Origin of the sequence: Paraburkholderia fungorum (assembly GCF_046027215.1) — a bacterium.
GTDB classification, from domain to species: Bacteria; Pseudomonadota; Gammaproteobacteria; order Burkholderiales; family Burkholderiaceae; genus Paraburkholderia; species Paraburkholderia fungorum_D.
In genome coordinates this window covers 1255122-1267807 of record NZ_JAQQEN010000001.1, presented here as the reverse complement: position 1 = coordinate 1267807, position 12686 = coordinate 1255122, and the positions used below count along the sequence as shown (strand labels likewise).

Below are 12686 nucleotides of genomic sequence, written 5' to 3'. Positions count from 1 at the left end.
ATGTCGTAAAAACTCACATGAGACGCGACGCCGGATCCTGTCGGAAAGCTAGGCTGCGGGCCGCGCCAAGGACTCGTTTTCGCGCAGGCCAAGATGCAATTCCTCGCACAGGAAGCTCTGCAACGCCTGTACGGCGGCGGCCTGCGCGCCGGAGACCGCACGCATGAAAAGACCGAAATCCGCGGTGGGCGCATTGGGCAATCCGTCGGCCTGGCCCAGCACACGCATCGACTCGGCGCGGATGTTGCCGTCGAGCAGCACCGACACACCGAGGCCGGCTTCGACCGCTGATTGCACCGCCGGCAAACTGGTGCTGGTGCACACGATGCGCCACGCAATCCCCGCACGCCGCAGCGCCGTCAACACCTGTTGCTGCCACAGGCACGCGCCGCCAAACGCAACCACCGGCAACGCAGCCCCAGGATCGTGGTTAAAGCCGCGCGCCCCCACCCAGTAAAGCGGCTGAGTCCAGGTCAGCAGCGGCGCGGCGTCGACCAGCGCTGGGTCGCCCACCACCAGATCGAGGCTGCCATCCGCAAGCCGGTTCGACAACGCGACGCTCGAATCCACGACGATTTCCAGCACCACTTGCGGATAAGCGGTGGAAAAACGCCGCAACGCACGCGGCAGCCGCCCAACCGCAATATCCTCCAGCATGCCGAGCCGCACTGCGCCGGACACCTGCCCCGCGCTCAATGCGCGCCGCGCGTCGGCCCCAGCGCCTAGAATCGTATGCGCGTACGGTAGTAGCAGTTGCCCTGCTTCAGTCAATTGCACGCCGCGCGGCGAGCGGTCCAGCAAGCGCTGCCCCAGGTCCTCTTCCAGCCGGCGCAACTGCATACTCACCGCCGCCTGCGTGCGCGCGAGACGCGCGGCCGCCACACCCACGGCGCCGGCCTCGGCAACGGTGACAAACGCGCGTAGCAGACTGCTGTCCAGATCTCGTGTCATCACGTTTCTTGATGTGGGCATAAACAATATCAACTTATCTTAATGCCGCTTGCACCGATAAGATAGCGTTCAACGAACCCGAACCGAGCGGCAACAAGACCACGATGCAGGACTCCACCCTGAAACCAGCATTGAAACCTGCACTGAATTCCACGCAAGACGCGGTGAAACCCGCCAGCGCGGCCGTCGGCGCGGCGCTGCTGTGTGTGCTGTCGATGTCGAGTGTGCAGTTCGGCGCCGCGCTTTCCGCACCGACCATGGCAGCGTACGGCTCGCTCAGCACCACCTGGCTGCGGCTATGCTGGGCAGCGCTAGTGCTTGCCATCCTGGTGCGGCCGCGCCTTCTCACCTACTCGCGCTCACGCTGGCTCGCAGCCGGTGTGCTGGGGGCGGCGATGGCGGGCATGACGTTGTGCTTTTTCGCCGCGCTACAGCGCATCCCGTTGGGACTGGCCGTCGCGATCGACTTTCTCGGACCGCTCGCGGTGGCGACTTTCGCGGTGCGCCGCGCGCGAGCATTGCTGTGGCCGGCGCTCGCGATTGCCGGCGTCGTGCTGCTCTCGCGAGATCGCGCCGGCTGGATCGGCGAACCGCTCGGCGTGCTGCTCGCGGGCGCTGCCGCGCTTGGTTGGGGCACCTACATCGTGCTGATGAAGAAGATCGGCACCGTGTTCGACGGACTGGAGGGATTGTCGGTGTCGCTGATCGCGGCAGCAGTGGTGGCCACGCCATTCGGTCTCGCGGACAGCGGCATCCACATCGCCGCCGGACAGATCGCGGCGACCGCGGGCCTCGCGCTGCTGGTGCCCCTGTTGCCGTATGCGCTGGAAATGGTGGCGCTGCGGCACATGCCGGCCGCTTCATTCGGCATCCTGATGAGTGTCGAACCGGCGATCGGCGCACTGGCAGGCTTCATCGTGCTGCATCAGCCGATGGGTGTGATGCAGGCGGTGGGCACGTTGCTGGTAGTAGCCGCGAGCGTCGGCGCCGTGGTGGCTGCGCGCTGAATCGCGCCTGAACGCTTCGGGCGACGGTCAGGCGATGTTTTCCGCTTCGTAGATCCGGCGGCCGGCGGCATCTTTCGCGCCGAGGGTCGGCGCGAAATCGATCGGCCATTCGATGCCGATGTCCGGATCTCGCCACAGAATGCAGCGCTCGAGTTCGGGGAACCAGTATTCCGTGGTCTTCCACAGGCATTCGGCAACGTCGGACAGCACCACGAATCCGTGCGCGAAACCCGGCGGCACCCACACCTGACGATGGTTGGCCGCGCTCAGATAGGTCCCGCTCCATTTACCGAAGTTCGCTGAATTCAGGCGTACGTCCACGACGACGTCGAAGACCTCACCCACCACTACGCGCACGAGGCGCCCTTGCGGGCGCTGTACCTGATAGTGCAGTCCGCGCAACACGCCGCGTACGGCACGCAAATGACGATCCTGCACGAAACTGAAACCGCGCGCGATGTCATCGATAAACTCGTCCGCGCTGAAGCTCTCGTAGCAGAAACCGAATTCGTCGCAGAACACCTCGGGCTCGATGAGCTTGACTTCCGGCAATGCCGTCGCCGTTACCTTGTTGCCCATGCTGCTGTGCTCGTAAAAAGCCTGCCCGGCGAAAGCACGGCCGCCGAAGCGGCTGTGACGAACGGTGTTAAAACGCGCCGTCGGCCCGGCGCCTTGCGTCTGCTATGCCTCGGTCGCCACCCGGCTGCGCGCGCGATACTCGGTTGGTGATAGCGCCATGCGTTTTCGGAAGATCTTGGCGAGGCGATCGCCGTTGCCCGTGCCACTACGGCGCGCGATCTTGTCGACCGGCAATTCGGTTTCGGTCAGGAAATTACAGGCAATCCGCAGCCGCACCTGCAACAGATAGTCTGACGGCGTGACCTGCATTTCATGCTTGAAGCGCCGCAGAAAGTTGCGCTCGCTCATTGCCGCCACCTGCGCGGCATCGGCAACCGACACAGGCCTATCGCAGTTCGCCTCCATCCAGCGCGCGGCGGCACGGATTTTTTCGGCCACGCTGAGCGTGCCGCCCTCGGCCGGCAGCGGCACCCATGTGGCGCCCATGCCCGGCATCACGCGATCGGCAACGCTACGCGCAAGTTCCGCGCCAAGATCGCGTTTGATGAACATCAGCGCACTGCGCGCACAGTCATTGCGATCGCTGGCGGCGCTGAGCGCAGCCTCCGATCCGAGATTACCCATATAGCGGTTCGGCTGCGGGCCTTCATGTTCGCCAGCGCCAGCGGCCTCCAGCACGAGACGGCCCTCGGCAATCGTTTCGATCGTACGGGTGCGCGCCTTCACCGAACGCAGCCAGTTGAGTAGCCGCTCATCGCGGGCGGCTACATGCGCGCCATAACCACCCGCGATGAACAGCACGTCGAAGCCGCTGCCATAGCGCGCGTCGATGCGATCGGTCCAGATACGTGCTGACGAAGAACTGGCGACGCTGCCGCCGTCCATTGACAGGAACTGCACTTCATACGGAGGATCTTCGCCGGCCCGCGAACCCGAGAGTTCGTTGGCGGACTGGAACATCTCGACCACCGTGCCTGGCCCAAGCAGCCAGAAGCCGTCAAACAGCAACACGCCAATTCGCCGCGCTGCAGTACGCACGTTCAGATTCGGCGTATGTAACCAGGTGATCCTCGCAGTATCAAGGCGCATGTGCGGCATGATCTTTCCCCAAACTGTCGTAAGTTGTGGACCCCGCTGAACCGTCGGCCTGCCAATATGATTGAGATTGATTTATGACGGCTGAAAGCCGCTGGCAACATCGCTTAACGGATTAAGCCCGATGTTAGCGGAATACATCCCTATAGTAAATTTGAAAAACAAATCATTCCCGCGAAAATAGAATGTATGAAGAAATGGATTATGGTCTGTTTCATATGACAAGCCGCGCACACGCCGCTCGTGCGGTAGATCGTACCGGGCCCGTCGACCCACCAGGCCCGAAGTCCGCACACCACGCGGGTCTCAGGCCGGCGGTGCAGTAGCAGGAAGAACGCCGGCAGTGTCGGCATTGCCCGCGCCATTCTGCTCATCGACATCCGGAAGTGTTTCAAACCTGAACTTGAAACCTCGCAAATAATGAAAGTTCAATTCGGCTTTTATTCGCAAATTGGGAATTTACCGGCTCTGTCAATGTGGTGAACCGCACATTTATCGCAACGTTTTCCTTTCATGTATTTCGAACTGAAATCAATGAGAATTAGGAAATGTTTCCATATTGAAACATTATCGCGTTTTAACATATGACTTAATTAGTTCGGAGCGCGCAGGAATGCAATACATCAGATGATTGGGTCGCAATCCATCGCACCGCACGTCGCACGCCCCTTCTCGCGATCATTCACATCACCCAACCCGGAGTCTGTCACGCCGCGAGCACCGCGACGAACCCGACGTGCGACTACCCGAACCCACCTACACCAAGGTCCCGATAGAAGCGCGCCAATTGTGCGGCATCGGTACTGAACCAGTCGGCAAGCCAGTCGTGGTACGCGTGCGCGGCGGCGTCCGCAGAGGCCTTGTCGGCTAGCACGGCGGCGATCAGATGCGCTGCAGTCACGCCCGACAGAATCGCTTTCAGCACGCCATGTGATGACGCCGGGTCGAGTACCGCAGCGGCATCGCCGACCATGAACCAGCCCGGTCGCGCGACGTCGCCTGCGATCCGCCAGGTGACGTCAGCGCCGCGCGACCGCCCTTGCGGTGCGAGGTGGCGCAGTTCGTCTGGCACCCAGTCGGCGGGCAACTTCTCGCCGTTCAACGACACCCGCATCCATTGATACGTGCCAGGTCGAAGCATCGCGGTCCATATCCAGCCCGATGCATCGCCGTTCATTTGCGGCGCGGCATCGCGCTGCGGACACGAACCGTTGGCATATCCATACCGCGCGATCAGTTGCGGCGAACGCGGCGCTGCATCGATCCCCAGTTGCCGGCGCAGCCACTGCGCGCGGCCGCTCGCGTCGACCACGACGCGTGCCGTCACCGGGGCACCATTCACGAAAACCCCTTGAACTACCCCCTCCTGCATCAGTAGTCCGGAGACCGCGCAAGGCTGACGCACGATCGCGCCCGCTTCGGCAGCACGCGCCAGCAGCATCGCATCGAACGCGATTCGCTGCACCTGGAAGCCACGCCACGCTCCTTGCATGTCCTGCCCGAACATTTCGAATCGACGTGCACCGTTCCAGTCAATCCAGATTCCCTCATGACGCGCGCCGGTGACCGACGCGAGCCGTGCACCGCTGATACCCAACTGTTCCAGCACCGGCTCGATGCCAGGGTGCAACGTTTCGCCGGGACGCTCGCGCGTGAACCGTTCGCGCTCGAAAAGCAGCACCCGCAGCCCGCGCGCCACACAGGCGATTGCCGCCGCACTGCCCGCCGGGCCGCCGCCGACAATCACTACATCGGTATCGTATCGTCCAGTTTCCATTGCCCGCCGCGTTCGATGAGGACGAGTCTGCCGTCCGAATAAGCCGTTGCTTCTTCTTCGATATCCACCAGCACGTTGCGCAAGCACCCCGCATCCGCATGACGCTCACCCCAGCGGAACATCTCGAAGCGGTAATGGCGGCGTGCCAGGTCGATGCTAGCGCCGGTCTGCGCGGCGATGCGGACCAGTTCGGGATCGGCCGGCCCGACCGCAATAAACGAAAACACCGCCCATGCTGCCTTGTCCCGCAGCACGCGGTTCACGTCGCCAGCCACGCCAGGCTGAGGACGAACGCCGAGGCTCCAGTACACCGCGGCCATTGCCAACGCACGCGTCTGAAAATCGACGAGGTCGATGCGCGATGTCAGCAAGGCCGTCATCCGGTCTTGCAGATCGATATGGTCGATCCGGCGTTCGTCGTCGTAGACGACGACCGGCCGCCCCTGGAACGTGCCGCGGCGCGGTCCGCGCACGCCGTCCCACGGCAGGAAGCGATTCTTCAACGGTCCATCGGGGACCGGCACCATGCCGAGCTCCTCATCGGTCAGCGGAGCCGCGGACGGCCACGGATAGGAAATGCCGCTCAACTGCTTATCCGGCTGATATTGCCGGGTCGCATCCGGCGCGACGCCGGGCCAGTAGGCGCCGAGACCAGAGCACAGTTTGACGTCTTCGATGAACGGCGACCCGAGCCCATGACTCACAAGAAAACGCTTCAAGGTGCCGTCCGAACCGCGGCGCACGCCCATACTGGCGTCCCAACCCGGATCGAAGACGCCGACCGAGCCATCGGGCAAACCGACCTTGTCAAAACGAATCGCCCCATTGGTGGTTTGCCGTGTCGCGCTTTCGGGAGCATCGTCCAGGCGCTGCGGCATCGAAACGATCGCACTGACCGTGTCGTCGTCGATTCTGAATAGTCCGCCCTCCAGTTCGACGTTGCCGGCAATACGCGTTTGCGACAACGCGAGCGGCGGGATAGCCCACAATGCATCACGCAGCGGTGTGGGAACTTCATTAGTCCACCACAGCATCAGATCGCGCTGACTCAGCTGAGGCAGGAAGTCCGGCAAACCGATCATCGCGAACGCGGACGTCGACGCGAAAATACCGTGATAGGCGAGCTCCGGACAGGTCGACGCGACCCAGCCGTCACCGCTGAAGTCGACGTAGTGCTGTGCCTCGTAGTTGCCGCGGGCGATGATCTGCATCAAGTCAGGTTGATCGTTCAGATTGTCGATCCGGTCGTCGAGAACCCGATGGCGCACATTGACGAATTGCGGCGCGGGCCGCGCCGTCATCTGTTCCGCATCGTCGAGATATTGCGGAGAACTCAAACGCTGCGCGCCGGGCAGTATGAGCAGCGACGAGATCTGAAGATTGCCGGGATACGCCGAATAACGCGGATCGACCGGGAACGTGAGCCGCTCCCCCCGGTAGCGTGCTTCCTCGACCAACCTGTTCGGCCGCGGCATCAGCACGCCGGGGCCGTACTGCGCGCTCTTCGCCAGCGATGCGATCATCTCGTCGCGGATCGTAAACGGAAACTCGTCCAGGCAGTCACCCGACCAGTTGTTCTGCAGTCCTTGCGCATCGAGAAAGCGATGGAACGCCGCGAGTGTGTCGTTGCGCATGCGACACATTCGCAGGATCTGCAGATCCATCCCGACAATGCACTCCGGGCCGCTGAACAGCTTGTGCACCGGCACCCAGAAGTCACGGGCATCGTCGCCGTCGGCCGGGTCCTGCGGCCCGAACCGCGCCATCCCGCCCGGGTCGATCGTCCTACGGACCGCCAGGTAAGTCGAGAAGCGCCGCGGGACAACATGGACATCGAACGGACGGCTCTCGTCGTGGCCCACGAAACTGCGCAACGCCGGGTCATAGTGCGGTTCAAGATCGCCGATCCGGGCGACGCCCGTGCGCGAAAAGCACAATTGCGCGCGCAGACCGTTGACGCCCATCGGCGCATTCCGGTAATGCGTCGCGAAGGTCGATACGGCAATCGGCCATGCGCCGCATTCGGCGCGCAACTCGTTCAGCGAAACGCGGCGTGCCGCGAAAATATAGTTTTCGAGCGTATCGATGTCAGCAAGTGTCGGATACGCGGCGAGCGCAGCACTATCGCGCCCCACGACGACCGACGGCGCCGCAAGCGCGTGGTAGAGCAAACTGAAATCTGGCTGCCCCGGCACAATCGCAGCGCAGCCCGCCGCGGCGAAATCGCCGAAACCAGCAAAGCCACGGTCAATCGACGGCAACGGTTTCACGAGCTCCGCCTCCAGGTCGGACGCCATCAGGTCGAAAGCACCGCCGGTCACGTCGAGCAGCATCTCGCGCCATCCTGCCGCACTGAGACGCTGACACATCGACCGAACTCGGTCGATAAGCGGAGCGGCCGGCGCGGCCCGGGTCTGATAGTCAGGGGATCCCGCCAGCGCAAGCGGATCGCAAATCCCGGAATCCAGCCCATTTCGACGTGACTTCATAAATGTATATTCCTAAGTTTCAAGATGGAACAACCCGCTTTGAGCCGCTTTTCCCGTAGAACGAAGGTGCCGGACAACGCATGACATACGTCTCAAAATTATTGAGAATCATGCGTTGGCGACACACGCTACGCTATGCGGCAAGGCGACGCTGACCTTATGCTGCACAGATAGTCGATCCCCATTCCGGGAAAATGGCGCAGAGGAAAAATGGCACGGTACGCACGTGGCGGATCTCCTTGTTTTCGCAACGGAGAGCGACAGGGTCTACGCTAGACGCACGTGATACGAGGCAGAGAGAGGAAGAAGGGTTTGCGAGGTCAGCCGGCAGCGTGGTAGCGGCAACGACCTCTCTGTGACACAAATGTCATGCACTGACGTGCCGGGTGCTGAAAAACCGCCACCCGGCGTTCCAGCATCCCACGCGCCCGAATGTCAGGACGACTCCATGCTTCGATCGGAAAGAGTCTGCCCCTCCCTCGCCGACTTGCGCTCGCGCCGCTTGCGCTTCAATTGCGCGAGCCGCCGCCTGCCATGCGTGAGCGATACGATTGCATGGAACGCGACAGGGGCGAACACGAGCCCGAACAGCGTGGCAGCCAGCACCCCGCCGAACACGCCAGTACCGATCGAGCGGCGGCTTTCCGCGCCTGCGCCGCTGGACACCACCAGCGGCACCACGCCGAGCAGGAACGCCGCCGAGGTCATCACAATCGGCCGGAAGCGCGCCGCCGCGGCCTCGGTCACGGCGCGCGTCAACGGCAGGCCACGCTGATGCAGATCGCGCGCGAACTGCACGATCAGAATCGCGTTCTTCGCAGCAAGGCCAATGACGGTAATCATGCCGACCTTGAAGTACACGTCATTGGGCATGCCGCGCAGCAACACCGCGGCCACGGCACCGATCACGCCGAGCGGCACGACCATCAGAACGGACAGCGGAATCGTCCAGCTTTCGTATAAGGCAGCCAGCGCCATGAACACTGCGAGCAGCGACAAACCGACCAGCAAAGGCGTCAGTTTCGCGGCCACGGTTTCCTCGCGCGCGGCGTCGACCCACGCATAACCGACGCCGGCCGGCAGCGAAGCGGCGAGCCGCTCCATCTCGGCCATCGCGGCTCCGGAACTGTAGCCGGGCGCCGCGCGGCCGCTCACGTCGAGCGACGGATAGCCGTTGTAGCGTGTCAGCATCACCGGGCCGATGGTCCAGTGACGCGCGGCGATTGCCGAGAGCGGCACCATCCCGCCCGTCGAGTTCGGCACCGCGAGCGCCAGGAGATCGTCGTCCGTCATGCGCGTGGCGGCGTCGGCGGCGATCATCACACGGCGCATCCGGCCGCCCGTTGGGAAGTCGTCGATATAGGTCGAGCCGAAGGTGCTGCCCAGCACCTCGGCGACACGCTCGAACGGCACGCCGAGCGCGTAGGCTTTCGCGCGGTCGATTTCGAGTTCGACACGCGGCGCGTCGGGCAGATCTTCAGAATGCACGGAGGCCAGCACCGGGCTCGCCTTGCTCTGCGCGAACAGTTGCTCGCGCGCGGCCTTCAATGCATCGAGGCCGATCCCGCCACGATCTTCGAGCCGGAATACGAAGCCGTCGGAATGCCCGAGACCGGGCACCGAAGGCGGCAGTTGCGCTTGCACGTCGCCGTCAAGAATCTTGCCGAACTTCTCATTGATCCGGTCGCGCAACTGGAGCGCATTGGTCGCGCGCTTGCTCCAGTCTTTCAGTTCGACGAAGCCCATCGCCACGTTCTGCCCGCTTCCCGTAAAGCTCCAGCCGATCACGCTCGTCACGTTCGCGATAGCCGGTTCGGTGTGCAGCACCTGTTCCATGCGTTTGACCACCGCGAGCGTGCGCTCCTGGGTCGCGCCGGCCGGCAACTGCACCATCACCTGCAACTGGCCTTCGTCCTCGCTCGGCAGGAATCCGCCGGGCATGTGCCAATACATCAAACCGCACACGCCGACCAGCACCGCATAGATTGCCAGCATGGGACCGATGCGGCGCAGCGTGCGCGCGGTGAGCCCGCGATAGCCGCTCGCGGCGCGCTCGAAACCGCGGGCGAACCCGCTCGCGCCGCGCGCGGCGAGGCCGGGCAACCCACGGCGGGCGTCGCGTTCAGGAACCGAATGTTTGTGCGGCTTCAGCAGGTTCGCGCATAACGCGGGCGTCAGCGACAGTGCGAGGAACGACGACACCAGCATCGATGCAATCATCGCCACCGCGAACTGCCGGTAGATGCCGCCAACGCCGCCCGGGAAGAACGCCATCGGCACGAACACCGCCGTCAGCACCGCGGTCACGCCGATGATCGCGCCACCGATCTGCGACATTGCCTTGCGCGTGGCCTCGCGTGGCGGCAGGCCTTCGTCTTCCATCACGCGATGCACGCTCTCCACCACCACGATCGCATCGTCGACGAGAATGCCGATCGCGAGCACGAGGCCGAACATCGTGAACACGTTGATCGACAGGCCGCACGCATACATCGCGAGAAACGCGCCCATCAGCGTGACCGGAATCACCACCGTCGGCACCAGCGTATAGCGCAGATCGCGCAGGAACAGCCACATCACGAAGAACACCAGCACCACCGCTTCGGCCAGCGTAACCAGCACTTCGTGAATCGCGATCTGCACGAAATGGGCGTTGTCGAACGGAATCTCGACGGCGACGCCCGGTGGCAGACCTTTCGACAATTCAGCGAGGCGCGCGCGAATCGCATTCGAGGTCTCGAGCGCGTTGCCGCGCGGACCGAGTTGAATGCCGACGGTCGCCGCAGCCTTGCCGTTCAGGCGCGACCAGTACGAGTAATTATCGCGCCCGAGTTCGACCCGCGCGACGTCGCGCAGGCGCACCGCCGAGCCGTCGGGCCGCGCCTTGAGCACGATCTGGCCGAATTCGGCGGGCGAAATCAGTTGCCCCTTCACGCTCACCGAGGCAGTCAGTTGCTGCCCCGGCACGAACGGCGCATCGCCGAGCGTACCTGCGGTGACCGTGGCGTTCTGCGCGGCGATGGCCTTGTTGACTTCGGCTGCACCGAGCCCGTACTCGCGCAGTTTCATCGGATCGAGCCAGATCCGCAGCGCTTCGTCCGCATCCCACAGTTGCGCGGCGCCGACCCCAGGCGCGCGCTTCAGTTCGCGCAGCACGTAGCGGCTCAGATAGTCGCTCAGCTGCACGGAGTCGCGCGTGCCGTCGGTGGAGGTCAGCGTGACCAGCATCAAAAACGTGTTGGCTGCCTTGAATACCGTAATGCCCTGCTGCACGACCGGCTGCGGCAGGCGCGATTCGACCTGCTTGAGGCGGTTCTGGACGTCGACCAGCGCGAGGTCGGGATTCGTGCCGGGCGCGAAGGTGGCGGCGATTTCGAGTTCGCCGAGATTGTCGCTGGTGGTTTCGTAGTACAGCATGTTGTCGGCGCCATCGAGACTCTCTTCGATGATGCTGCCGACGTTCGCATCCACGACTTCAGTCGACGCCCCCGGATACGTTGCGCTGATCACGATGCGCGGCGGCGCAAGACGCGGATATTGCGCCACCGGCAGTTGCGGAATGGCGAGCGCGCCTGCCACGACAATGGCAAGCGCGACGATCCATGCGAAGACCGGGCGGTCGATAAAAAAGAATGGCACGCAAAAGTCCGTTCAGATTGCTTCGAAGCACGGCGCGTCGACGAGACGCGCCATATGGAGCGCGTCGGCCAGCACGCCGTCGCGCATCGCATAACCGCGCGAGCGGCCCTCTTCGACGAAGCCGAACTTGCGATAGAGCGCGATGGCCGGAGTATTGTCCACAAACACGGCGAGCTCGATACGGCGCAAACCGAGTGCGCCGTCGGCGCTTTCGGTCAGCGCCCGCAGGAGCGCGGAGCCGACGCCGCGCCCATGATACGCGTCATGCACCGCCAATCCTATCTCGGCACCGTGCGCGCGGCTCGGCCGAAAAACCGTCAGTCCGGCATGCCCCACCATGCGGCCATCCAGCCAGGCGCATACGCTCAGCGTGTCCTTGAGACGGCGCTCATGCCAGCCACGCAGCTTTTCAGCGGTACGGTAGCCAATTGCGAGCGTGCCGCGACGCACGCCAGGCTGAATCATGATGTCGGCAAACGCGTCGATGTCACCGGGTTCGAGCGCTCGTACGGTGATGCGGTTCTCCGCGACGGCGCCGCTCTGCAATGTGGGATCGCTCATGGTCTACTCCGTTGCACATTGGAGTGGCGGGTGCGCGGAGGCAAACGGCGGCGCGTCACTAAGCCGCGCCATCAAATAGCAGTCGATCAGCACGCCGCGACGCAACACCGCGCCACGCTGGCGCGCTTCGATCTCGAAGCCGAACTTGCGGTACAACGCGAGCGCCGCGTGGTTATCGGCGAATACGTGCAATTCGACACGGCGCAGGCCGAGCCAGTTGTTCGCCACATCGAGCAATTCGGTCATCAGCGCATGGCCGATACCGCGCCGATGCCACGCGTCATGCACGCAAATGCCGAGCGATGCGGCATGCGCGCGACGCCCCTTTGAAGGCGTGAGTTCCGCCTCACCCACCAACGTATCGCCGATTGCTGCTGCGATCACGATCTCGTTGGGCTCGAGTTTTTCAATGTACTCACGCGTGCTGGCGAGAGACTGGAACGGTGGGTGCGGATTGCCATTCACCACTGCAGGCAGTTGCTGCATCGCGTGAAACTGCTCGGCGTCGCTTGCGAGCAATGCGCGCAGTTTCAGCCCCTCGGGCCAGCTCCCAGTTTTATGGTTTGTTTTTCTGCCTTGATCCATAGG

The 12686-nt window shown here is 63.4% G+C and carries 9 protein-coding genes; 1 reads left to right on the top strand and 8 read right to left on the bottom strand.

The window, feature by feature from the left end:
* Positions 1 to 48 precede the first annotated feature (48 nt).
* A complete protein-coding gene (locus PQR27_RS05700) occupies positions 49 to 951 on the bottom strand; it encodes a LysR substrate-binding domain-containing protein (protein ID WP_408522743.1) in 903 nt (300 codons plus the stop codon).
* Positions 952 to 1055: 104 nt separating this feature from the next.
* Here PQR27_RS05700 and PQR27_RS05695 point away from each other — a divergent pair, with 104 nt between their 5' ends.
* On the top strand, positions 1056 to 1958 hold the full coding sequence (locus PQR27_RS05695; RefSeq protein ID WP_408522742.1) for an EamA family transporter: 903 nt from the start codon (positions 1056 to 1058) through the stop codon (positions 1956 to 1958).
* Positions 1959 to 1985: 27 nt separating this feature from the next.
* On the opposite strand, the gene rfbC is transcribed toward PQR27_RS05695, so the two are convergent.
* The 7 genes from rfbC to PQR27_RS05660 all read right to left on the bottom strand — a co-directional run bounded on the left by rfbC (position 1986) and on the right by PQR27_RS05660 (position 12683).
* The gene (rfbC, locus tag PQR27_RS05690; protein ID WP_408522741.1) at positions 1986 to 2537 is read right to left on the bottom strand and encodes a dTDP-4-dehydrorhamnose 3,5-epimerase; all 552 of its coding nucleotides are present in this window, start codon (positions 2535 to 2537) and stop codon (positions 1986 to 1988) included.
* A 102-nt stretch (positions 2538 to 2639) separates the two neighbouring features.
* Complete coding sequence (locus tag PQR27_RS05685; protein ID WP_408522740.1) at positions 2640 to 3635, bottom strand: GlxA family transcriptional regulator; 996 nt, start codon at positions 3633 to 3635, stop codon at positions 2640 to 2642.
* Positions 3636 to 4374: 739 nt separating this feature from the next.
* Positions 4375 to 5409: an NAD(P)/FAD-dependent oxidoreductase gene (locus tag PQR27_RS05680; protein WP_408522739.1), complete on the bottom strand. Its 1035-nt coding sequence runs from the start codon at positions 5407 to 5409 to the stop codon at positions 4375 to 4377.
* A complete protein-coding gene (locus PQR27_RS05675) occupies positions 5379 to 7898 on the bottom strand; it encodes a hypothetical protein (RefSeq protein ID WP_408522738.1) in 2520 nt (839 codons plus the stop codon). Before PQR27_RS05675 ends, PQR27_RS05680 begins: the two co-directional genes overlap by 31 nt.
* Before the next feature lie 435 nt (positions 7899 to 8333).
* Positions 8334 to 11537, bottom strand: a complete 3204-nt coding sequence (locus PQR27_RS05670) for a multidrug efflux RND transporter permease subunit (RefSeq protein WP_408522737.1) — start codon at positions 11535 to 11537, stop codon at positions 8334 to 8336.
* 12 nt (positions 11538 to 11549) lie between these two features.
* Positions 11550 to 12098 (bottom strand): GNAT family N-acetyltransferase, encoded by a 549-nt coding sequence (locus tag PQR27_RS05665; protein WP_408522736.1) that lies wholly within the window; start codon positions 12096 to 12098, stop codon positions 11550 to 11552.
* 3 nt (positions 12099 to 12101) lie between these two features.
* On the bottom strand, positions 12102 to 12683 hold the full coding sequence (locus tag PQR27_RS05660) for a GNAT family N-acetyltransferase (RefSeq protein WP_408522735.1): 582 nt from the start codon (positions 12681 to 12683) through the stop codon (positions 12102 to 12104).
* Positions 12684 to 12686: the final 3 nt, after the last annotated feature.